Genomic DNA, 23,582 nt, shown 5'->3' with positions numbered 1-23,582 from the left:
GCAAAACATCCCGAAAACGGTGATTTTGCCCGCTTCCCTTACCCGATAAACGGTGCCTATGGACGTTTCTGATCTGCTCGACAGCCTGAATGAAAAACAACGCGAAGCCGTGGCTGCGCCACGCTGCAACCTGTTGGTATTGGCCGGTGCGGGCAGCGGAAAAACCCGTGTGCTGGTGCATCGTATCGCTTGGTTACTGTCGGTAGAAAACGCCTCACCGTATTCCATTATCTCGGTCACCTTCACCAATAAAGCGGCGGCAGAAATGCGCCACCGTATCGAACATCTGATAGGCACCAGTCAGGGCGGGATGTGGATCGGCACTTTCCATGGGCTGGCACACCGTTTACTGCGTGCTCACCATCTGGACGCCAATCTACCGCAAGATTTCCAAATTCTGGACAGCGATGATCAGTTGCGCTTATTAAAGCGCTTGATTAAAGCGTTGAATTTAGATGAGAAACAGTGGCCGCCGCGTCAGGCCATGTGGTACATCAACGGCAAAAAAGACGAAGGGCTACGCCCCCAGCACATTGAAAGTTATGGTAATCCAGTTGAAGCCACTTGGCTGCGCATTTATCAGGCCTATCAGGAAGCCTGTGACCGTGCAGGGTTGGTGGATTTTGCCGAACTGTTGCTACGCGCCCATGAACTCTGGCTCAACAAACCCCATATTCTGAACCACTACCGCGAACGTTTTACCAACATTCTGGTGGATGAGTTCCAAGATACCAACAACATCCAGTACGCATGGATTCGTCTGCTGGCCGGGGATCGCGCGAATGTGATGATCGTCGGCGATGACGACCAGTCAATTTATGGCTGGCGCGGGGCGCAGGTCGAGAATATCCAACGTTTCCTGAACGATTTCCCCGGCGCAGAGACCATTCGTTTGGAGCAAAATTACCGTTCAACCAGTAATATTCTGACCGCAGCGAACGCCCTGATTGCCCATAATGAAGGTCGCATGGGGAAAAACCTGTGGACCGAAGGGGGCGAAGGCGAGCCCATCTCAATCTATTGCGCGTTTAACGAGCTGGATGAAGCCCGCTTTGTGGTTAACCGCATTCGCGCTTGGCAGGACAATGGTGGCGCGCTCAATGACTGCGCCATCTTATACCGCAGCAACGCCCAATCGCGCGTATTGGAAGAAGCCTTACTGCAAACTGCCATGCCGTACCGCATCTATGGTGGCCAGCGCTTCTTCGAACGTCAGGAAATCAAAGATGCGCTGGCTTACCTGCGCTTAGTGTCTAATCGCAATGATGATGCCGCCTTTGAACGCGTGGTCAACACGCCAACTCGTGGTATCGGTGATCGCACACTCGATGTGGTGCGCCAAACGGCCCGTGACCGTCAGTTGACTTTATGGCAGTCCACTCGTGCCTTGTTGCAGGAAAAGGTACTGGCAGGCCGCGCAGCTTCTGCACTACAACGTTTTGTCGAGTTGGTCGACTCACTGGCGCATGAAACCGCCGATATGCCTTTACATGTCCAAACAGACCGCGTTATCCGTGACTCTGGTTTATGGTCGATGTACGAGCAGGAAAAAGGCGAGAAAGGCCAAGCGCGCGTTGAAAACCTTGAAGAGCTGGTCAATGCGACTCGCCAATACAGTTATCAGGATGAAGATCAGGATCTGATGCCACTGCAAGCGTTCCTCTCTCATGCGGCCTTAGAAGCAGGCGAGGGGCAAGCAGACGCTTATCAGGATGCGGTGCAATTAATGACTCTCCACTCAGCGAAAGGGTTGGAGTTCCCGCAAGTCTTTATCGTGGGCATGGAAGAAGGGATGTTCCCGAGCCAGATGTCGTTGGATGAAGGCGGGCGGCTGGAAGAAGAGCGTCGGCTGGCTTACGTTGGTGTGACGCGTGCGATGCAAAAACTGACACTGTGTTATGCCGAAAGCCGCCGGCTGTACGGCAAAGAAGTTAATCATCGTCCTTCTCGTTTTATCGGCGAATTGCCGCAAGAGTGCGTTGAAGAAGTCCGGTTGCGTGCGACAGTCTCACGCCCTGTGAACCACCGTAGTATGGGCACGCCAATGAATGAGAACGACAGCGGCTTTTCATTGGGCCAGCGTGTGCGCCATCCTAAATTTGGTGAAGGCACCATCGTTAATTTGGAAGGTAGCGGTGAACATAGTCGGTTGCAAGTGGCGTTCCCAGGTGAGGGGATTAAGTGGTTGGTGGCGGCGTATGCAAGGCTTGAAGCTGTCTAAGTTTACCCTTCATCCTTGACGCCGCAGCGTTGTTAGCGGCACTCACGCGCCCGAATCACTGACTAGTGTCAGCTCATCGGGACTTGTTCGTTTGCTGCCTAGCTGCAACGGCAATGATTTTGGGTAAACCCTTCGGTCTTGACGCCGCAGCGTTGTTAGCGGCACTCACGCGCCCGAATCACTGACTAGTGTCAGTTCATCGGGACTTGTTCGTTTGCTGCCTTGAACTCATCGCGGTGTTAGCGGTTCTGATTCGCCTTGAGCCGCTTGTTTGGCATCGGTTTCAGCTTGCAACAAAATAGCTTTCCCCATCCACTGGGTCACATCCTGAATACCCGCGTCATCCAAATGCCAAATATCTTTCAGCACCATAAACACTTCTGAACCGTAAATTAACGAAAAAGCATAAACCACCCGTTGCAAAGCTTCCGGCGACAATTTCCCTTCCAATGGCTCGACCGCCATTTTTAACAACCGCTTACGATTACCACGGACCAACTTCTCTTCATTGTTCGGATTGCTTCTGTTATCAGCCCATTGCTGCAACGACAAATGCAGTGCGGCACGTAACACACCCTCATGTTGCAACATGCGCGGATAAGCAAAAGAGAGTAATTCAGCAATGCGTTGCCTCGCATCCGGTTGTGTCGGTTGCCATGCCAATATAGGGCCGAGACTTTCATCGACCATGGCCGAAACCAGTGCACTTTGCGTCGGAAAATAGCGATAAGCCGTCGCTCGGGAAAGTTGGGCAGCAATGGCGACTTCGGTGATCGACGGAAATGCGCCTTGTTCATACATCGCCATTGCAGTATCGATCAGTAACCGCTGGGTTCTGGCCTTGGTGCCAGTTAAAGGTGGAGAGGCGTTGTCTTGCTTATCCTGATGTTTCACGGTCACTCCAGAATCTACAGATCGTCTTTGGGCCCACTATAACAAACCGTCTGCACAAATCTCTATGAAAGCCTTTCACGTAAAAATTAATTTTGAGACTGTAGTCTCATATTCGGTCATTAGACTTTGCGGAAATGATACTCTAGTCTCAATATGATTCCATCTTAACCAGTTCGCTGCTTTGTTCGTCACTAAATAATGGTTCGTCACTAAATAGTCGTTCGTCGGTAAGTAAAAGAATAAGCGTCCAAATAAAGTGAGCTGCTGACAATTCTTGCGACATTCCGCATTCATAGAAGGATGTTTAGATGCCTCGTCATATTTTTATTGCGACTACCACAGATACCAAAGGCGAAGAGCTGGCCTATGTCAGCGCATTGATTAAAGCCACCGGGCTAACAACCGTTACGGTTGATTTATCGACGAAAGAAGGCATACGTGACGGTGGCGCGGATATCACGGCTGAGACGGTGGCAAGCCATCACCCAGAGGGGCGTCAGGCGGTATTTTGTGGTGATAGAGGTCGGGCGATCAGTGCCATGGCGACCGCTTTCGAACGGTTCATTGCTAGCCGTGATGATGTCGCCGCTCTCTTAGGATTGGGCGGCTCCGGCGGGACGGCGCTCGTCACACCGGCAATGCAAAGCTTACCTATTGGTATTCCTAAGCTGATGGTTTCAACCATGGCGTCCGGTGATGTTTCTGGCTACATCGGTGCCAGCGATATTGCCATGATGTATTCCGTAACTGACATCGCCGGCCTAAATCGTATCTCTCGGCGGGTATTGAGCAATGCCGCTCACCAAATTGCGGGTGCGGTTTATTTCGCCAAAGAAGAATCGCCAGTCGAGGACAAACCCGCACTGGGCTTGACCATGTTCGGCGTGACCACTCCGTGTATTCAGGCGGTCAGTGCCGCATTATCAACAGAGTATGACTGTCTTGTGTTCCACGCGACGGGTAGCGGCGGTAAAGCCATGGAAAAACTGGCTGAAAGTGGCTTGCTAGCGGGTGCCCTTGATCTCACGACGACAGAAGTCTGCGATCTGTTATTTGATGGCGTATTGGCGTGCGGCCCAGATCGCTTCGATGCCATTGCCTATAGTGAAATTCCTTACGTCGGGTCATGCGGCGCGTTGGATATGGTTAACTTCGGTAGCCCAACCACCATTCCGGCTAAATATGCCGACCGCTTGTTCTATAAGCACAATGCGCAGGTGACGTTGATGCGCACCACCGAGCAAGAAAATATTCAAATGGCACGCTGGATTGGCGAGAAGCTAAATCGTTGCCAAGGAGAGGTACGCTTCTTAATCCCCGAAGGGGGTTCTCTGCACTGGATGCACCTGGCCAAATTTTCTGGGATGAAAAGGCGCTGAATGCCTTTATCCATACGCTGGAAACAACAGTCGTTCAGACCGATAAACGCCGCTTGGTCCGTTATCCATACAATATTAATGACCCTCAGTTCGCACAAGCTGCGGTCGAGAACTTTAAAGAAATTGCAAAGAGCCCATCCTTATAGGGCCAGTTTAATGTGGAGAAGCAAATGCCAAAATTTCAACGCCAGGCCATCTTGGCCAAATTTCGGGAAATGATCGCTCGCCGTGAACCTATCATTGGTGGCGGTGCGGGAACAGGGCTATCGGCCAAATGTGAAGAGGCTGGTGGGATTGATCTCATCGTTATTTATAACTCAGGCCGCTATCGTATGGCGGGCCGTGGTTCGCTAGCCGGATTGTTGGCCTACGGCAACGCCAATGACATTGTGGTCGATATGGCCAAAGAAGTGCTACCAGTGGCGAAAAACACGCCAGTACTGGCTGGGGTGAATGGTACGGATCCATTCTGCCAATTTGACCACTTCCTCGACCAACTGAAAGACTTGGGTTTTTCTGGCGTACAGAACTTCCCAACTGTCGGTTTAATCGACGGTAACTTCCGCGCCAATCTGGAAGAAACCGGCATGGGTTACGGCTTGGAAGTGGACATGATCCGTCTAGCCCATGAAAAAGATCTGCTGACGACACCCTATGTTTTTAGCGCCGCAGATGCTATTGCCATGACGCAAGTAGGTGCCGATATTATTGTTCCTCATATGGGCTTGACCACCGGCGGCAATATTGGTGCAGATACTGCGCTCAAACTCGCGGATTGCGTACCTTTAATTAACGAATGGGCCGCAGCGGCCAAAGCGGTACGTGACGATGTGATTGTGTTGTGCCACGGCGGGCCAATCTCTACACCGGAAGACGCACAATATATTATGGATAACTGCCCGCAATGTGATGGTTTCTACGGTGCCAGTTCGATGGAACGTTTACCGACAGAAATTGCACTGACGGACACGACCAGGCAGTTTAAAAAAATAAAACGCTAATATTCTTACCAACACCAATGGGAAAGCCTGTATAGGAATTTGGCGTAATAATCGACTAAATAGTCATACAGGATACGCAAAACCGAAGTCAGTCATGGCTTCGGTTTTTTTTGATCATCATGCTAATAAAAAACAACAAAGCGCAGATAGCAACGATGTGAGTATAGTTTTAGCTGTCATTGATAAGTTAGCTTAAACATCATGTGCTAGTGACAAATCAATCGAACATGAGGCCTGTCTCTTGAACATTAATTCACCCTATTTCCACGGGAATTAATTCACTAACTATTATTATTGTAAAGCTCTACCGCGTGGGGGCCGAATCATTGTTCATGAAATGTTATTTAATGATAGTGAGCCCGGACCACTGACGGTCGCTGGATTTAATGCTGCACTGTTGAGTTGGAGCCAAGGGAAAAAATACGCTCATTCAGAAATGAAGCAAATGCTTCAGATTCCGGGTTTTTGCGATATCGAGATATTACCCACCTTTAGCGATTTCAGCGTTATTACTGGAGTGAAGTCTTAACACCGGTTTTGCTGACGACTTTCTGTCCCTCATTTCCCATTAAATTTTTGTGACTGCCATACCAAGTTTTTCTATATGGAGGGTGCTTATCCTAGACGCCTGTTGGCATCATGCGGTTGTGATATTCAGCAATATCAGCATGAACGGGGCAGAATTCCTAACACTCTGTTGACAGTCTTTTTCTTCTCGGCGTAACATGCGCGCACTATTCTAGATGAGGACATTCGCCTTGGACACACCCAGTAGATACTGGCTCAATAATCTGTGCATCAGGTGCAACTTCTAAGGCTATCCTCCTTCTGCTGATAGCCTTCGTGGTTGTCAGCGACCCCGCTAAGCTGTCGCTGTGAGTCAGATCTCCTTATGGTCTGAAACATAGAGTATTTCTCTCAATACTGACTGGTTTCTGTGCTTCAATGCGTTATCCCTATCCATCACCCTAAGGGAGTTTTGGCACATGCTGAGCGCATTTAAATTAAGTAACAATCGCTTATCCCGTTTGGAGCTGGATGAATCAGATGATCTGACCACCTCACTTTGGGTCGATTTAGTCGAGCCAGAAGAGGGAGAGCGTGAGCGTGTCCAGTGTGAGTTAGGGCAGAGCTTGGCGACCCGCCCCGAGCTGGATGATATCGAAGCCTCTGCGCGGTTCTTTGAAGATGAGGATGGCTTGCATATTCACTCCTTCTTCTATTACGAAGATGCGGAAGACCATGCTGGCAACTCAACTGTGGCTTTTACTATTCGTGATGGTCGCCTCTATACCCTGCGTGAACGTGAATTACCGGCTTTTCGTTTGTATCGCATGCGCGCCCGTAACCAGACTCTGGTGGATGGCAATGCCTACGAGTTACTGCTGGATTTGTTCGAAACCAAAATTGAACAGCTAGCCGACGAAATCGAGAATATTTACAGTGATTTGGAAGCGTTAAGCCGCGTCATTATGGAAGGACAGCAGGGCGATGAATATGATGCCGCGCTGTCTACGTTGGCAGAACAGGAAGATATCGGCTGGAAAGTACGATTGTGTCTGATGGATACCCAGCGAGCGCTGAATTTCTTGGTGCGTAAAGCCCGCTTACCGAGTGGGCAGTTGGAGCAAGCGCGTGAAGTGTTGCGCGATATCGAATCCTTGCTGCCCCACAATGAATCCTTGTTCCAGAAAGTTAACTTCTTGATGCAGGCCGCAATGGGCTTTATCAATATCGAGCAGAACCGCATCATCAAGATCTTCTCGGTAGTATCGGTGGTCTTTCTGCCGCCGACGCTGGTGGCTTCTAGCTATGGGATGAACTTTGAGTTTATGCCGGAATTGCGTTGGTCATTTGGTTACCCTGGGGCGATCAGTTTGATGATTATTGCTGGCCTAGCGCCGTACCTCTATTTCAAACGCAAAAACTGGCTATAAGCTTTCCATTAGCTAAAAGCTCCCCATTGGCTAAAAGCTTTCCATCGGCTATAAACTTGCCATTGGCGATAAACCATCCCCACGATGGCCCCAATACAAAACGCCCGCTGATTCAGTCAACGGGCGTTTTGCTTTATGAGCGGCGACTTCTACGTTGGGTGTAGAGTGCATCCAACGTGAACAGCAGCAGAGCCGCCCAGATACAGGCGAACGTTACCATCTTGTCACTGCCAATCGTCTCACCGTAAAACGTGACGGCCAGAATAAACATCAATGTTGGCCCGAGATACTGGAAGAAGCCCAGCGTCGACAGCTTTAAGCGCGTGGCGGCGGCAGTGAAGAACAGTAATGGGATCGTGGTAATCACCCCAGCAGCGGCCAATAGCACGTTCAGCGACCACGCATTTGCCCCCATGTGACTGGTTGGGCTATCGGCAATAAAGAACAGATAAATGGCCGCGACTGGCAATAGCCACATGGTTTCAATCAACATGCCTGTTTGGGCATCAACCCCCAGTTTTTTGCGTATCAAACCATATAACGCGAAGGTGATGGCCAAACTTAGCCCAATCACGGGCAGTGAGCCAAACTGCCACAGCTGGATCAACACGCCACCGAACGCTAATGACACAGCAACCCACTGGAGGCGGCGAAAGCGCTCGCCCAAAAATAGCATGCCAAATAACACATTCACCAGCGGGTTGATGAAATAGCCCAAGCTGGCTTCCAGCATGTGGTTATTGTTCACCGCCCAGATAAAGATGAGCCAGTTACTGGCGATCAATACCGCCGTCACCGCCAGTAATAGCACCCGTTTACCGTGCCGAAAGGCACTGCGGACTTGCGGCCAATTCCGGCTGACCGTCAGCAGAATCAGCATAAAGAAAAATGACCAAATGATTCGATGGGTCAAAATTTCATCTGCTGGCACCTCTTGGATGAACTTGAAATAGGCGGGCGCAATACCCCAAATAAAATAGGCAGCCAGAGCAAAAAAGATGCCCTGACGTGTTCGTTGTTTATCCATGATGTGGCTCAGAACAAGAAAGGAGATGCGGTGAGTGTACTCAACTTCAGCCTACGAATCATCACCGCTGAAAAGCGAATTAGCCTACCAGATAGGTAGCAGTTGCGCTGGCAATATGCATTTGTTGGTCATTGTGTAGCTCAACACGGGCAACTGAGACCTTATTGCCATTGCGTAAAATACTGCTGCTGGCGATAAAATGCTCGCCACGGCCGGGGCGTAGATAGTCGACTCGCAGGTCAATGGTCCCCATTTTGGCTAATTTCATTTGCAATTGTTCTTTAATCAAAGGTTCATGGCGAACCAAACTGTTGCCGACACAAACTAATCCCGCTGCAACATCCAGCACTGCGGCGATAACGCCACCGTGCAAAATGCGTTGCGCGATATTACCCACCAGTTTGTCATGATTATCGAAAGTGATTTCTGCGTAATCTTGCTCGAAACGGGTTAACTTCAGCCCTAGCTCACGGTTAAAGGGCATGTGATATACAAAAACTTCACCAATCATCTGGCGAGCTTCATCTAACGTTAAGGGAGTGACAGACATTGCTTGCGATTCTCTTCGATATTACCTTTGGGTAACATCATCATAAGTTAACTGATTGTTTATTTTATGCGCCTATTTCGTTACTTGCCACTCATTAACTCATAAATCTAAACAATACTGAAACCACATAAGATTTGCGTGTAGAATGAGCTGCTTTCATTACAAATAGAAATGATTCGTAAAGGGATAGGGGGATAATAATGGGTAGATTTTGGCGGATATTAATAGGATTGTTACTGGTTCCAACCTTAGTACAGGCTGAACCTGCGAAGGTTGAGAAAATTCATGATGCACCGGAAGTGCGTGGCAGTATTATCGCTGCAATGTTGCAGGATCACGATAATCCATTCCTGCTATATCCGTATGAAACAAACTATCTGTTATATACCTATACCAGTGATATCAATAAAGAAGCGATTAGCTCTTATGATTGGGCTGAACATGCCAAGAAAGATGAAGTTAAATTTCAGTTGAGCTTAGGCTTCCCTATTTGGCGCGGCATTCTCGGTGATAACTCATTACTGGGCGCGTCTTATACTCAACGTTCTTGGTGGCAGGCGTCCAATAGCGATGAATCCTCGCCATTCCGTGAAACCAACTATGAACCACAGCTATTCTTGGCATGGGCCACGGATTATGAAGTGGCAGGTTGGACGTTCCGTGAAGTGGAGTTTGGTTACAATCACCAATCTAACGGTAAGGCAGACCCGACTTCACGTAGCTGGGATCGGATCTATACTCGCGTGATGGCACAGCGCGGTAATTTAGAGATTGACCTGAAACCTTGGTACCGCCTACCCGAAAATGATGAGAAAGATGACAACCCCGATATCAATAAGTATATGGGTTATTATCGTCTGAAAGTGGGTTACGCCTTGGGTGACAGCGTATTCAGTATTGATGGTCACTATAACTGGAATACCGGTTTCGGTGGCGCGGAAATGGGTTGGAGCTATCCCATCACGCGTCATGTTCGCTTCTACACCCAAGTGTTTAGTGGCTATGGTGAGTCAATGATTGACTATAACTTTAGGCAAACACGGGTGGGTGTGGGTATCATGTTGAACGATGTCCTTTAACGTCATCCGGCGTTAGAAAAGTTTCAGACACAGGCCGGTTAACCGGCCTGTGCAGATCTTATAGTTGGGGAACAGTGTGTCGACCGCAGCAGTGATAAATCGGGAATTACTGGCAGTGCAAGTATTGCGAGATACTTTCGGCTATCAGCAGTTCCGGCCCGGACAACAAGAAATTATCAACGCCACTTTATCAGGGCAAGACTGTCTGGTCGTGATGCCCACTGGCGGGGGGAAATCCTTGTGTTATCAGATTCCGGCACTGGTGACTGACGGGCTAACGCTCGTCGTCTCGCCCCTAATCTCTCTGATGAAAGACCAAGTTGACCAACTGCTCGCCTACGGTGTTGGCGCGGGGTGCTTAAACTCATCTCAAACGCGCGAACAACAATTAGCCGTGATGGATGGCTGCCGCACGGGTCAAATCAAGCTGCTGTATATCGCCCCTGAACGGCTAGTGATGGAGAGTTTTCTCGATCAACTGCATCAATGGCGTCCTGCTTTGTTGGCGGTAGATGAGGCGCATTGCATCTCCCAGTGGGGGCATGATTTCCGCCCTGAGTACCGCGCCCTTGGGCAATTGAAGCACCGTTTCCCGAATTTACCGGTCGTTGCACTGACTGCCACGGCTGATGAAGCGACGCGTGGCGATATTGTGCGTTTGCTCAATCTGGACCAGCCACTTATTCAGGTCAGTAGTTTCGACCGCCCCAATATCCGCTATACCTTGGTGGAGAAGTTTAAACCGCTCGATCAGTTATGGCGTTTTGTCCAAGACCAACGTGGCAAAAGTGGCATTATTTACTGCAATAGCCGCGCAAAAGTGGAAGACACCACCGCCCGTTTGCAAAGCCGCGGACTCAGCGTTGCAGCCTACCACGCAGGGTTGGATAACGAACGGCGAGCACAGGTACAAGAAGCTTTTCAGCGTGACGACTTGCAGGTCGTCGTGGCGACTGTTGCGTTTGGCATGGGGATTAATAAGCCCAACGTTCGTTTTGTGGTGCATTTTGATATCCCGCGCACCATCGAGTCTTATTACCAAGAAACAGGGCGTGCGGGGCGTGATGGCTTACCTGCCGAGGCAATGTTGCTGTATGACCCGGCAGACATGGCATGGTTACGCCGCTGTCTGGAAGAAAAACCGGCAGGCGCACAGCAAGATATCGAACGGCATAAATTAAATGCCATGGGCGCATTTGCTGAAGCACAAACCTGCCGCCGGTTAGTGTTGCTCAACTATTTTGGTGAGGGCAAACAGCAATCCTGTGGTAACTGCGATATCTGCCTTGATCCGCCTAAGCGTTACGATGGGCTGGCGGATGCACAAAAAGCGCTTTCTTGTGTGTATCGGGTCGGTCAGCGTTTTGGTCTCGGGTATATCGTCGAGGTATTGCGTGGGGCGAATAATCAGCGTATCCGCGAATTCGGCCATGACAAACTGTCGGTGTATGGTTTAGGTCGCGAGCAAAGCCACGAACACTGGGTGAGCGTCTTACGCCAACTGGTTCATCTGGGGTTATTGAGTCAGAACATTGCGCAGTTTTCTGCCTTACAACTGACCGAGGCCGCGCGTCCGGTTTTGCGAGCTGAATTGCCGCTACAATTGGCTGTGCCGCGCATTCAAAGCCTGAAAGTACGCAGCAGTGCCAATCAGAAATCCTATGGTGGCAATTACGACCGTAAATTGTTTGCCAAATTGCGTAAGCTGCGCAAATCTATTGCTGATGAAGGCAACATTCCGCCTTATGTCGTGTTTAATGATGCCACCTTGCTGGAGATGGCAGAGCAGATGCCGATAACGGCCAGCGAACTGTTGAGTGTCAATGGCGTCGGTCAACGTAAACTGGAACGCTTTGGTGCCCCGTTTATGGCGATGATCCGCGACCATGTGGACAACAACGATGATTAACGCCCCATATTTACTGTCATGAGAGTCTCTCCATGCTAATGCTATTTCTGACCGTTGCACTGGTTCACTTGGTCGCACTAATGAGCCCAGGCCCTGACTTCTTTTTCGTCTCGCAAACGGCCGCAAGCCGATCGCGTAGTGAGGCGATGAAAGGCGTGATAGGGATTTCCCTTGGCATTGTGATCTGGGCGGGAGTGGCCCTCATGGGGCTGAATCTTATCTTGCAGAAAATGGCGTGGTTACATCAAATTATCATGGTTGGCGGCGGGCTATATCTGTGCTGGATGGGTTGGCAACTGCTGAAGTCTGCTCGTGCCAAACGTCATGGAATCGAAAGTGACGAGCAAGTGGCGCTGCCCGCTCGTGGACGGACGTTCCTACGTGGTTTCCTGACTAATCTTTCGAACCCAAAAGCCGTTATCTATTTCGGCAGTGTATTCTCACTATTTGTTGGCGATGATGTCAGTGCCAGTGTGCGTTGGGGTTTGTTCGTGCTGATCGTGGCTGAAACCTTTGTCTGGTTTAGCGTGGTGGCTTGCGTGTTTGCTCTACCGGTCATGCGCCGAGGCTATCAGCGGTTATCCAAATGGATTGATGGGTTGGCGGGAGTATTGTTCGCCGGTTTTGGTATTCACCTTATCCTTTCCCGCTAGTGAATATTTCGCCGAAAATGCCCCAATCAGTCGTTGTTACCGGTTGGGGCATCATACTTTGAGCGGCGCTTTACACTTTTCTAGCGGTCGCTAATAGCGCGCCGATCAGCATAAATAAGCCACCAAAGATGCGGTTTAATAATTTCATTTGATGGGGTGATTTTATCCAGCCAGCAATGCGTGTGGCGAGGGTGGCATAACCAATCATCACAATGATATCGACGATTACGCTGGTACTGCCGAGAATCAAGTATTGTGCGACCTGCGGTTGATGCGGCAAGACAAATTGTGGGAACAACGCCGCCAAAAAAACAATGCTTTTGGGGTTGGTCAGGTTCACAAATACTGCCCGCTTAAACAGCTTTCGCCGAGGCATGCTATTAGCCAGTGCATGTAAATCCAGCGCGCCAGCGGCCCGCCATTGCTGAATCCCTAGCCAGATTAAGTATGCCGCCCCCAGCCATTTTAATATTTCAAATGCAAGCAGGGACTGTGAAATGAGAGCGCCAAGGCCCACGCCAACCAGTACAATATGCACAGCCAGCCCCAGTTGTAAGCCACAAATTGAGGCAATGACCCCGCGCGTACCGTGACTAATTGTGGTGCTCATGGTGTTAATGGCACCAGAACCTGGCGAGAGACTGAGGATAAGTGTTGTGAGTAGATAGGTTAACCACCAGTCTAAGGTCATCGGCAAAGTTCCCTGAACGTGTCATTTTATGTCACAATACTCCATTGCTAATCATTGTGCTATGGCTCACAAAATCGTAGCTTTCAACGGTGACAGGATGCCATTAATCACACCATGCCATTAGACAACCAAACATGCCATTAGATAACCAAACAATGTCATCAGGGAATCACATGCATCATTGGCTTAACCGCGAAGCGCAGTTTGCCGCTTTTGTGAATGGGCCATTATTGGATTTCTGGCAGCAACGGGATGAAGACGAGTTTCTCGGGGTCGATAATATCCCCATTCGTTATGTCCGCTTTCGTGCACCGCAACATACGAGTGTGGTGGTAGTGGTGCCTGGCCGCATTGAAAGTTACGTTAAATATCCTGAAGTCGCTTATGATCTGTTCCAGCAAGGCTATGATGTTATTGTGCTGGATCATCGTGGGCAGGGTCGGTCAGGGCGGATGCTTGACGATCCCCATCGCGGCCATGTGATTAAGTTCGATGATTATATTGAGGATTTTGCGCAGCTAGTTCAGCGTGAAATCACCAGCAGTCATTATCAGCATCGGTTTGCGCTTGCCCATTCAATGGGCGGTGCCATTTTGACCCGCTTTTTGGCGCGAGAACCGAGCGTATTTAATGCGGTCGCATTATGTGCGCCGATGTTCGGTATCCATTTACCCATGCCGGGTTGGCTAGCACACCGCATTGTCGATTGGACCGAACGGCATCAGGCGCTACGTAATTATTACGCGATAGGGACGGGGCAATGGCGGCCACTGCCCTACTTGGTGAATATGCTCACCCATAGCCGTGAGCGATATCGCCGCTATTTACGCCAATACGCCGACGCACCTGAAATCCGTGTAGGTGGGCCAACTTATCATTGGATCCGTGAGAGTCTGCTGGTGGGAGAGCAAATCATTGCGCAGGCAGACAAAATTACCACACCGGTACTGTTATTACAGGCCAGTGAGGATCGGGTAGTTCATAACCCGGCCCAGAATGCATTTTCTCAGGCAATGACGCTGGCGGGGCACCCTTGCGAAGGGGGGCAGCCTAAGGTCATTCAAGGCGCACGCCATGAGATCCTGTTCGAGCGGGACACACTGCGTGCCGAGGCGCTAAGCGCCATATTGCGCTTTTTTGCGCAACATCAATCATCAGTCGGCCATGAAGGTTCCGACGCCACCAGAGGTTAGAACATACCGCTATGTATCATGTCGTTGCTTCCGATTTAGATGGCACGCTGCTATCACCTGACCACCTTTTGACGCCATATACCAAAGAAACACTTAAGTTGCTGACTCAGCGTGATGTGCACTTTGTGTTTGCCACCGGTCGTCATCATATCGATGTAGCGCAAATCCGTGACAGCTTGGAGATCAGCGCTTTTATGATCACCTCCAACGGCGCACGCGTACACAACACGGCAGGGGAGCTGATTTTCAGCCATAACCTCGACGCGGATATTGCCCGTGATTTGTACAATATTGAACACCATAATACGGATATCTTGACCAACGTTTATCTGAATGATGAATGGTTCATGAACCGCGAAAGCCCTGCACAGAAAGAATTTTTCCGCGAATCGGTCTTTAACTATCAAGTATTTGAACCGGCGTTGCTGCCAACGGAAGGGGTATGCAAGGTTTACTTTACTTGCGAAGATCATGACAAGTTATTGATTTTGGAAGAGGCCATCAATGCACGTTGGGGCGATCGCGTAAATGTCAGTTTCTCCTTCCCAACTTGCTTAGAAGTGATGGGCGGTGGCGTCTCTAAAGGCCACGCTCTCGAGCAAGTGGCAAAAATTATCGGTTATTCGCTAAAAGAATGCATCGCCTTTGGCGACGGTATGAATGACTTAGAAATGCTGTCCATGTCAGGTAAGGGCTGCATTATGCAAGACGCCCATCAGCGCTTAAAAGACATGCTACCAAACTTAGAAGTGATCGGCTCGAATGCGGATGACGCTGTACCACACTATCTGCGTAAAATGTTTTTAGGCACAGATAAGTAAGCATCTAAGCATCAGCATATTAAAAGTGGGGCGATAACCGTTATCGCCCCACTTTTTTTACGTATTAATGTTAGCTTGCGGACATTAACTTACTGATGCTGTCCCTGCTTTTGCAGGAACTGCACGCCAGTATCTGGGAAGTCAGTAAACACCCCATCGACCTGTGCTTGGTTGTAGATGATATCGAATAGCTGATTAACATCAGTGGCGTATTTAGGCAGCCTATCCGTGCGGATCGTGAACGGATGAACCATCATGTTGCTGGCATGGGCTTCCTTGACCATATTCGTCAGCTTGATGTTATCTGGCGTGGAGCTTTCGACCACCAGCATATGGTAGTCAGGGCCAATACCATCAGCATATTGCGCCACTTGCTTCATCGCACCGGGTTTGAACATCCAGTCATAGTTGTAATTCACCCACTTACCATCAGGTTTTTGTTCGTAGGTTTCATTCCAATCGGTATAAGCCACCAGTTGAACCAGTTTCAGGTCCATACCCATCTTCGGTTCCAGCTCATTCTTAATGCGCTTGAGTTCATTGGCATCAAAGCATTGCAGATAAACTTTATCGGCTTTGCTGGAGTAACCGTACTGCTTGAGCACTTCCAACACCTTGGTGGAGATGTCTTTGCCTTCTTGTTTATGGAACCAAGGCGCTTTGATTTCAGGATAAATACCGATGTTCTTACCGGTCGAATGATTCAGCCCTTGAACAAATTCAATCTCTTCCTGGAAGGTATGCACACGGAAGTCAGATTTGCCCATCGGGAAGCGGCCCGGATAGCTCTGCACTTTTTTACCGTTTTTATCAATATCGAAGCCTTCGGTAAATTTCAGTGACTTAATTTCGGGCAGCGTAAAATCAATGGCGTAATAGCGGCCATCTTGACGTGCGCGATCAGGGAAGCGATCGGCGACATCCGTCACTCGATCCAGATAATGGTCGTGTAGAACCACTAACTCATTATCTTTGGTCATGACCAAATCTTGCTCCAAATAATCAGCGCCTTGCGCGTAAGCCATGGCTTTGGCGGGCAGCGAGTGCTCAGGTAAATAGCCACTGGCACCGCGATGCGCGATAACGACTTTGTTTGCAGAAGGTTTGGTCAGTACAGGTTTATCAGCGGCTGCTGATTCTGCAGCTTGCGCCATGCCAGCGACAGAGGATGCCAGAATGATACTCGCTACCAGTGTTTTGATTTGGGTTTGCATTGATAGTGCTCCATTTATCCCTCCATTTCTCAAGCTGCAACGGTGTAAGCGGCATCTTGAAATCTATTGGGTGTAGGTTCTGGGGTGTAAAAAAGGCTATGTCGCTATCTAATCCATAAATAACGGCACAGCCTGTGTACAACTTAACCCCTTGTCATTGCTGCCACAGCCAAGCACTGCAACACCAATGACGCTGGGTTTATCTAAAAATTATAAGTCCTGCTTTCTCGCCATTTCTTCGTGGTGTTTTTTCTCGCTAAGCATCACGATGATCAGTAGCAACACGGCCATGATGCTACCGCCGATCATGACCATAAAGCCGCCGTCCCAACCGAAGTAGTCAACGGTATAACCCACGATAGCACTCGCTGCGACCGAGCCACCAAGGTAACCAAACAGACCGGTAAAGCCGGCTGCCGTCCCTGCTGCTTTCTTCGGTGCTAATTCAAGGGCATGCAAGCCAATCAGCATCACCGGACCATAGATCAGGAAGCCGATGGTGATCATACAAGCCATATCGATACCTGGATTACCGACTGGGTTCAGCCAGTAAATGATGGTCGCGATAGTCACCAGTGTCATAAAGAACACACCTGTTGCGCCACGGTTGCCTTTAAACACCTTGTCAGACATCCAACCGCACAGCAGCGTTCCTGGAATACCCGCGTATTCATACAGGAAATAGGCCCATGATGATTTATCCAGCGCGAAGTGCTTCACTTCTTTCAGGTAGGTCGGTGACCAGTCAAGAATGCCGTAACGCAGTAAATAAACGAAAACGTTCGCAATGGCGATATACCACAGCAGTTTGTTAGGGAACACGTATTGCATGAAGATCTGTTTTGCAGTCAGTTCTTCTTCTGCTTTTTCAGTGTAATCGTCTGGATAGTCATTTTTGTACTCTTCAATCGGCGGCAGACCCACAGATTGAGGAGTATCGCGCATCAGACCCAATACGATAAGTGCGACCAAGATAGCCGCGAAAGCAGGCATATAAAGTGCTGCTTTCCAGTCGTTAAACCATGCCATCCCTAACAGGAACAGCAAAGGCGGTAAGCCCCCACCGACGTTATGGGCGCAGTTCCAGATAGACACTATCCCGCCACGTTCTTTCTTCGACCACCAGTGAACCATGGTACGGCCACATGGCGGCCAACCCATTCCTTGGAACCAGCCACACAAGAACAGCAGCACAAACATGATGGCAATGCTGGACGTTGCCCAAGGCACAAAGCCCATGAACAGCATCACGGCTGCGGACAGAATCAAACCGGCAGACAGGAACACCCGCGGGTTGGAACGGTCAGAAACCGAACCCATGATGAATTTTGAGAAACCGTAAGCAATGGAAATACCGGATAAAGCGAAACCCAGATCTCCACGAGAGAATCCTTGTTCGATCAGATACGGCATCGCCAAGGTAAAGTTTTTACGCACGAGGTAATAGGCGGCATAACCGAAGAAAATGCCCATGAATATTTGCCAGCGTAAGCGGCGGTAAGTGGGGTCGACCTGGTCTGCGGGAAGCCTTGCCACATGTGGCGCGGGCTTAAAAATACTCAACATGAGTGCCTCCGATGGCTTTTTTTGTAGTTTTTTACCCCGGTGGCTCTGCAACCGGCGGTTAAACGGCTAACGTGCTCTCGTTTATGTTCTATAACGAACGCCATGCTAGATAAATTCACGCAAGTTATCTGTGAGTGATGGCGCATTTGTTACAGTTATATGAAAGCGGGGGCAATTTTGAGCGATTGGTTAACATTTTGAAACCAGTAATCAGAAATTACCTGTGACTTTGATCACAATCATGGTTTTAAAACACCATGTTACTTTCGTTTTTGGTTCGTTTTTGTTCCTTATCAAACAATAACCATAAAGACTGTGGCTCAATAGACACATAATGAGCCGCCAGACGGCTGTCTGATAAAGTGGGGTCTTTCATGACGAACAGTTCTCCTTACACAGAAACGGATGTCATCATCATCGGTGGGGGCGCGACCGGCGCAGGGATTGCTCGAGATTGTGCGCGTCGTGGTTTGGCGTGCACGTTGTTAGAGCGGCATGACATTGCCACCGGCGCGACGGGACGTAACCATGGCTTACTGCACAGTGGTGCTCGCTATGCGGTGACTGATGGTGAGTCCGCTCGTGAATGTATTGAAGAAAACCGAATACTAAAACGTATAGCGCGCCACTGTATCGAGCAAACCGACGGCCTGTTTATCACACTGCCGGAAGATTCACTGGACTATCAGCAGCAATTTATAGCTCGCTGTCAGGAGGCGGGGATCGAGGCTGAAGCCATCGATCCCAAGCAGGCATTACGTCTGGAACCCGCCGCTAACCCTGCGCTCATTGCCGCGGTTCGTGTACCTGATGGCACCGTGGATCCCTTCCGCTTAACCGCCGCCAATATGCTGGATGCCCGTGAGCACGGCGCGAAGGTATTGACTTATCACGAGGTTATCGGGCTATTACGCCAAGGCGATCGTGTGAGCGGTGTGCGCGTTTTCGATCATAAAAACAACCGTCAATATGAAATCCATGCGCAAATTGTGGTCAATGCGGCAGGGATCTGGGGGCAGCACATTGCCGAATATGCCGATCTTCGTATTCGCATGTTCCCTGCCAAAGGCGCACTGCTGATCCTCGGCCATCGCATCAATAACATGGTGATCAACCGCTGCCGTAAACCGGCGGATGCTGACATTCTGGTCCCCGGGGACACCATTTCATTGATCGGCACCACCTCTACGCACATCGAATATGACCAAATAGATAATATGGTGGTTACAGCGCAAGAAGTGGATACCTTAATCCGCGAAGGTTCTAAACTCTCGCCGCAACTGGCACAAACCCGTATTTTACGGGCCTACGCCGGTGTTAGGCCGCTGGTCGCCAGCGATGATGATCCATCAGGGCGTAACGTCAGCCGCGGTATCGTATTGCTGGATCATGCTCGTCGTGATGGCTTGGAAGGGCTTATCACCATTACCGGTGGCAAGTTAATGACCTACCGGTTGATGGCGGAGTGGGCCACCGATAAAGTCTGTGAAAAGCTCGGTGTGACCGCCGCTTGTACCACAGCCCAAACACCACTGCCCGGTTCGCAACAATCCGCGGAACAAACCCTCAGCAAAGTGATTTCTCTACCCGCCAGTATTCGCGGCTCAGCGGTTTATCGCCACGGCGACCGTGCCACACAGCTCTTGGCGGGGAACCGACTCGATAACAGCTTAGTGTGCGAATGCGAAGCGGTGACGGCGGGTGAAGTACGTTATGCCGTTGATTCTTTGTCGGTGAACAACTTATTAGACTTACGCCGCCGCACTCGGGTCGGTATGGGAACCTGCCAAGGGGAACTCTGCGCCTGCCGAGCCGCTGGCTTGCTTAACCGCTTTAAAGTGACAACACCGCAACAATCCCGTGAGCAACTGACGCAATTTCTCAATGAGCGTTGGAAAGGTGTGCGCCCGATAGCTTGGGGTGATGCGCTACGGGAGAGTGAGTTTACCCATTGGGTTTATCAAGGATTGTGTGGTTTGGATGACACCCTTTCTGTGGCCCCTATTCAGGAGAAACGCGATGAAATTTGATGTCATTATCATCGGTGGTGGGCTGGCAGGTCTGGCCTGCGGGATACGTCTGGCAGAGCAGGGTAAATACTGTGCCATTGTCAGCGCGGGCCAAAATGCGTTGCATTTCTCCTCTGGCTCATTGGATTTATTGGCAAAATTACCTGATGGACGGGCTGTTGGTCAGCCACTCTCGGCCATGGATGCGTTAGCTGAAATGGCCCCTGAACATCCCTACAGTAAAATGCGGCAATTCGGACCGACGGGTGAATTAAATGAATTGGCCCCGCAAGCTGAAGCGCTACTTCAGCGTTGTGGCCTAAAACTGGTGGGGAGTGCGGCAAAAAACCACTTGCGGCTGACACCATTAGGGGGCTGCCGACCTACTTGGCTCAGCCCCATCGATATCCCAGTGGCCCCGTTGGAAGGCCCGTTGCCGTGGCAAAATGTCGCGGTGATTGGTATCGAAGGCTTCCTCGATTTTCAGCCGCAGATGGTCGCTAGTGCTTTGCAAGATCAAGGTATCGAGGCCACGGCTGACTACCTGCATTTACCGGCACTTGATCGCTTGCGCGATAATCCGAGTGAGTTCCGTGCTGTGAATATTGCTCGCGTATTGGACCTGCCGGAGAACCGGCAAGCGCTAGCTGATGAACTCTCCCGCTTATCTTGTGAAGCCGACACCATTCTACTGCCTGCCTGTATTGGGTTGGATGAGTCTGCGCCGTTAGACGCCCTGCGCGCGGCGGTAGGCAAACCGATTCAACTGTTGCCGACACTGCCTCCTTCCTTGCTCGGCATTCGCTTACACCAAGCGCTGCGTCAGCGTTTTCAGCAACTCGGTGGCATGACAATGCCGGGTGATGCCGTCTTACGCGCCGAAATGGTCGATAACCGCATCACTGGGCTTTATACCCGCAATCACGGAGATATTCCGTTGCGTGCGGCTCAGATGGTGCTCGCCAGTGGGAGTTTCTTCAGTAATGGGCTGGTCGCCACCTTCGAACGGGTCTACGAGCCGATACTGGATCTGGATGTCTTATCGTTGCCGAATCGCGCGGATTGGAGCCGTAGCAATATGTTTGCTCCGCAGCCTTATTTACAGTTTGGTGTCAATACCGATAACCGGCTGCGGGCGCTACGTGGCGGTATTGCCTTGGAGAACCTGCACGTCATCGGCGCGGTACTGGGGGGGTACGATCCCTTGCAGCAAGGCTGTGGCGCGGGGGTTTCACTGACGAGCGCCTTGTTCGCCGCAGAACAGATTGTTAGCGCAATGGAGGTGACATTATGACGTGGTTGCCACAGCACGGAGACAGTGACACTTTTTCTCAAGATCTACCGCAGGATAAGCATTTGGCTCGGGATAACAGTTTTGAAAGTTGCATCAAGTGCACGGTTTGCACCACCTATTGCCCTGTGGCGAAGGTTAACCCACTCTATCCAGGGCCGAAACAGGCTGGTCCTGATGGTGAGCGCTTACGTCTGAAAGACCCTGCACTGTACGATGATGCATTAAAATATTGCACCAACTGTAAACGCTGTGAGGTTGCTTGTCCGTCAGATGTCAAAATCGGGGACATCATCCAGCGCGCAAAAGCCAATTACAGCAGCAATAAGCCCAAACTGCGTGATGCGATCCTCAGCCATACCGACATTATGGGCACGCTCTCGACGCCTTTCGCGCCCGTGATCAATGCAGTAACCGGGTTGAAACCGGTACGAACCTTACTGGATAAGGCCCTGAAGATAGATCACCGCCGTGAACTGCCGAAATATTCCTTCGGTACGTTTCGCCGTTGGTATCACAAACAGGCTGAAAAACAGCAGCAGTATGCAGAGCAAGTCGCGTTCTTCCATGGCTGCTTCGTTAACTACAATCACCCGCAATTGGGCAAAGATTTAGTCAGTGTATTCAATGCGATGAATATTGGTGTGCAGTTGCTAAAGCGGGAAAAATGTTGTGGAGTACCGCTGATCGCCAATGGGTTTATCGCGCAAGCTAAGAAACAGGCGCAGGTCAATTTGGCATCGCTAACAGATGCGGTGATTGAACGAGATATCCCCGTCGTGGCGACCTCTTCAAGCTGTACTTTTACGTTGCGTGATGAGTATCCGCACTTACTGGATGTCGATACCACCCCCGTGCGCGATAAAGTGGAGTTAGCAACACGTTACCTTTATCGCTTATTGGATCAGGGGCGCGAGCTACCGCTTAAGCCACTCTTTTCTGCCGAAAACAAGCCGCTGCGCATTGCCTACCACACGCCATGTCATATGGAGAAAATGGGCTGGACTGCCTATACCTTGGCGTTATTACAGCGCATTCCCAATATTGAGCTGGTGGTGCTGGATTCTCAGTGTTGTGGTATCGCAGGCACTTATGGTTTTAAATCAGAGAATTACGCTACCGCGCAAGGGATTGGGGCATCGCTATTCCAGCAAATTGAGGACAGCGGTGTCGATCTGGTCATCACCGATTGCGAAACCTGTAAATGGCAGATTGAGATGTCGACGAGTAAGCAGTGTGAGCATCCGATTACCCTGCTAGCGCAGTCTCTCAATCCCCATTGTCCTTGAAACCACAGGGGTGTTAGCTGCGCGCACTCACCCGAATCACTGACTTGTGTCAGCTCATCGGGATGAGTTTGCTGGCTGCCTACCTGTGGTCCCAATGCCTTCGGGGATGTCACTTGATTTTTGAAACCACAGGGCTGCTAGCACCCTGTGCATAACGCTTAAGAACGGGTTATTTCAGCGTCAAGGTGCTGATGATAGATTCGGCTTCAGTTTGCGCTTGCTGCTGGTTTTCAGCAGGCAGGGTGATTTGCAATGTCATCAAATGGTTACCGACATTACCGATCACCACTGAAGAATACGCTTTCTGACCACCGCTGGTAATAATGCTGTCTAACTGCTGGAAAGGTTGTCCATCAATTTTAATCGCTTTATTCGTGACCACTTGCAAGTTGGCATCGCGCACACGCTGTTGTTCAGCTAAGCGACCAGTCAACACATCCAACGCCTCGTTGGTGCGATCCCCTAAAATCACAATCACCGCTTTATCGCCGGTTTTATTGGCGTAAACGTACATATTATTGGCTTGATTGCCCATCTTCCCGCTTTGATCGGATAAATCAGCGGGTAAACTCAACGCGACTTTGCCATCCATCAAACTGATTGGCTGGCCCACATTGCTATCGCTGCCACTATCACAGGCGCTTAGTCCTACAACCAGCAGGCCGACGGCGAGAAACTGAGTGATTCTATGCATGGGTGTTCCTTATTGATGCTGAGCGCGTGTTACGTGATGGATAACTGACGACAATAGCTCATCAGCTATTATTGATTAATGAGTATATCGCACCTTATTCGATGGCTAAAAGCAACCATTGTTCAATAAGGGAATGGGGGAGAGGTGGTTTTAGGAACAATCTA

19 protein-coding genes and 1 pseudogene are annotated in these 23,582 nt (G+C 50.1%); 12 read left to right on the top strand and 8 right to left on the bottom strand.

The features are described 5' to 3' along the window. Positions 1-58 precede the first annotated feature (58 nt). Positions 59-2,221 carry a DNA helicase II gene (gene uvrD, locus DA391_RS21865; protein WP_050083829.1) on the top strand — a complete coding sequence of 721 codons (2,163 nt, stop codon included), beginning with the start codon at positions 59-61 and terminating at the stop codon, positions 2,219-2,221. A 228-nt stretch (positions 2,222-2,449) separates the two neighbouring features. On the opposite strand, the gene DA391_RS21860 is transcribed toward uvrD, so the two are convergent. Further along, entirely contained in the window at positions 2,450-3,115 is a 666-nt protein-coding gene (locus DA391_RS21860) for a TetR/AcrR family transcriptional regulator (RefSeq protein WP_050083350.1), read from the bottom strand. A gap of 308 nt (positions 3,116-3,423) precedes the next feature. Between DA391_RS21860 and DA391_RS21855 the strand changes: the two are divergent. From DA391_RS21855 to corA, 3 genes and pseudogenes are all read left to right on the top strand, one after another. Continuing rightward, a pseudogene (locus tag DA391_RS21855) lies at positions 3,424-4,640 on the top strand (Tm-1-like ATP-binding domain-containing protein). Between the two features lie 24 nt (positions 4,641-4,664). Further along, positions 4,665-5,495, top strand: a complete 831-nt coding sequence (locus DA391_RS21850) for a phosphoenolpyruvate hydrolase family protein (RefSeq protein WP_108088204.1) — start codon at positions 4,665-4,667, stop codon at positions 5,493-5,495. Between the two features lie 986 nt (positions 5,496-6,481). Further along, positions 6,482-7,432 carry a magnesium/cobalt transporter CorA gene (corA, locus tag DA391_RS21840; protein WP_019213168.1) on the top strand — a complete coding sequence of 317 codons (951 nt, stop codon included), beginning with the start codon at positions 6,482-6,484 and terminating at the stop codon, positions 7,430-7,432. A 133-nt stretch (positions 7,433-7,565) separates the two neighbouring features. Here corA and rarD read toward each other — a convergent pair whose 3' ends face one another. Continuing rightward, on the bottom strand, positions 7,566-8,459 hold the full coding sequence (rarD, locus tag DA391_RS21835; RefSeq protein ID WP_050874419.1) for an EamA family transporter RarD: 894 nt from the start codon (positions 8,457-8,459) through the stop codon (positions 7,566-7,568). A gap of 79 nt (positions 8,460-8,538) precedes the next feature. Further along, positions 8,539-9,009 carry a thioesterase family protein gene (locus DA391_RS21830; protein ID WP_050083345.1) on the bottom strand — a complete coding sequence of 157 codons (471 nt, stop codon included), beginning with the start codon at positions 9,007-9,009 and terminating at the stop codon, positions 8,539-8,541. 200 nt (positions 9,010-9,209) lie between these two features. Between DA391_RS21830 and pldA the strand changes: the two genes are divergently transcribed. The 3 genes from pldA to rhtC all read left to right on the top strand — a co-directional run bounded on the left by pldA (position 9,210) and on the right by rhtC (position 12,650). Beyond that, positions 9,210-10,088, top strand: coding sequence for a phospholipase A (gene pldA / locus DA391_RS21825; protein ID WP_049608949.1), 879 nt, complete (start codon positions 9,210-9,212; stop codon positions 10,086-10,088). A 76-nt stretch (positions 10,089-10,164) separates the two neighbouring features. Beyond that, the gene (gene recQ / locus DA391_RS21820) at positions 10,165-11,997 is read left to right on the top strand and encodes an ATP-dependent DNA helicase RecQ (protein WP_019213172.1); all 1,833 of its coding nucleotides are present in this window, start codon (positions 10,165-10,167) and stop codon (positions 11,995-11,997) included. 32 nt (positions 11,998-12,029) lie between these two features. After that, positions 12,030-12,650 carry a threonine export protein RhtC gene (gene rhtC / locus DA391_RS21815; protein WP_108088203.1) on the top strand — a complete coding sequence of 207 codons (621 nt, stop codon included), beginning with the start codon at positions 12,030-12,032 and terminating at the stop codon, positions 12,648-12,650. A 70-nt stretch (positions 12,651-12,720) separates the two neighbouring features. On the opposite strand, the gene rhtB is transcribed toward rhtC, so the two are convergent. Then, positions 12,721-13,341: a homoserine/homoserine lactone efflux protein gene (gene rhtB, locus DA391_RS21810; protein ID WP_019213174.1), complete on the bottom strand. Its 621-nt coding sequence runs from the start codon at positions 13,339-13,341 to the stop codon at positions 12,721-12,723. Positions 13,342-13,496: 155 nt separating this feature from the next. Here rhtB and pldB point away from each other — a divergent pair, with 155 nt between their 5' ends. Both pldB and yigL read left to right on the top strand, forming a co-directional pair. Continuing rightward, on the top strand, positions 13,497-14,534 hold the full coding sequence (gene pldB, locus DA391_RS21805) for a lysophospholipase L2 (protein ID WP_088130709.1): 1,038 nt from the start codon (positions 13,497-13,499) through the stop codon (positions 14,532-14,534). A gap of 11 nt (positions 14,535-14,545) precedes the next feature. Further along, the gene (gene yigL / locus DA391_RS21800; protein WP_019213176.1) at positions 14,546-15,355 is read left to right on the top strand and encodes a sugar/pyridoxal phosphate phosphatase YigL; all 810 of its coding nucleotides are present in this window, start codon (positions 14,546-14,548) and stop codon (positions 15,353-15,355) included. An 89-nt stretch (positions 15,356-15,444) separates the two neighbouring features. Here the strand turns inward: yigL and glpQ are convergent, their stop codons facing one another. From glpQ to DA391_RS24625, 3 genes are all read right to left on the bottom strand, one after another. Next, entirely contained in the window at positions 15,445-16,569 is a 1,125-nt protein-coding gene (glpQ, locus tag DA391_RS21795) for a glycerophosphodiester phosphodiesterase (RefSeq protein WP_108088202.1), read from the bottom strand. 210 nt (positions 16,570-16,779) lie between these two features. Continuing rightward, positions 16,780-18,135, bottom strand: a complete 1,356-nt coding sequence (gene glpT, locus DA391_RS21790; RefSeq protein WP_050083340.1) for a glycerol-3-phosphate transporter — start codon at positions 18,133-18,135, stop codon at positions 16,780-16,782. A gap of 247 nt (positions 18,136-18,382) precedes the next feature. After that, the gene (locus DA391_RS24625; protein ID WP_261370726.1) at positions 18,383-18,511 is read right to left on the bottom strand and encodes a hypothetical protein; all 129 of its coding nucleotides are present in this window, start codon (positions 18,509-18,511) and stop codon (positions 18,383-18,385) included. Between DA391_RS24625 and glpA the strand changes: the two genes are divergently transcribed. Genes glpA through glpC form a run of 3 tightly spaced genes read left to right on the top strand, consistent with a single transcriptional unit; the run spans position 18,510 to position 22,724 of the window. Continuing rightward, positions 18,510-20,165: an anaerobic glycerol-3-phosphate dehydrogenase subunit A gene (gene glpA, locus DA391_RS21785; RefSeq protein ID WP_108088201.1), complete on the top strand. Its 1,656-nt coding sequence runs from the start codon at positions 18,510-18,512 to the stop codon at positions 20,163-20,165. The two genes, DA391_RS24625 and glpA, sit on opposite strands and share 2 nt — an antisense overlap. Further along, positions 20,155-21,438 (top strand): glycerol-3-phosphate dehydrogenase subunit GlpB, encoded by a 1,284-nt coding sequence (gene glpB / locus DA391_RS21780; protein WP_108088200.1) that lies wholly within the window; start codon positions 20,155-20,157, stop codon positions 21,436-21,438. Before glpA ends, glpB begins: the two co-directional genes overlap by 11 nt. Continuing rightward, positions 21,435-22,724 carry an anaerobic glycerol-3-phosphate dehydrogenase subunit GlpC gene (gene glpC / locus DA391_RS21775; RefSeq protein WP_167398194.1) on the top strand — a complete coding sequence of 430 codons (1,290 nt, stop codon included), beginning with the start codon at positions 21,435-21,437 and terminating at the stop codon, positions 22,722-22,724. The genes glpB and glpC overlap by 4 nt, the downstream gene beginning before the upstream one ends. A gap of 169 nt (positions 22,725-22,893) precedes the next feature. Here glpC and DA391_RS21770 read toward each other — a convergent pair whose 3' ends face one another. Beyond that, positions 22,894-23,418 (bottom strand): DcrB family lipoprotein, encoded by a 525-nt coding sequence (locus DA391_RS21770; RefSeq protein WP_050083336.1) that lies wholly within the window; start codon positions 23,416-23,418, stop codon positions 22,894-22,896. Between the last annotated feature and the right edge of the window lie 164 nt (positions 23,419-23,582).

This window comes from Yersinia massiliensis (assembly GCF_003048255.1).
Classification (GTDB): domain Bacteria; phylum Pseudomonadota; class Gammaproteobacteria; order Enterobacterales; family Enterobacteriaceae; genus Yersinia; species Yersinia massiliensis_A.
This window is presented reverse-complemented; position numbering and strand designations above follow the sequence as displayed.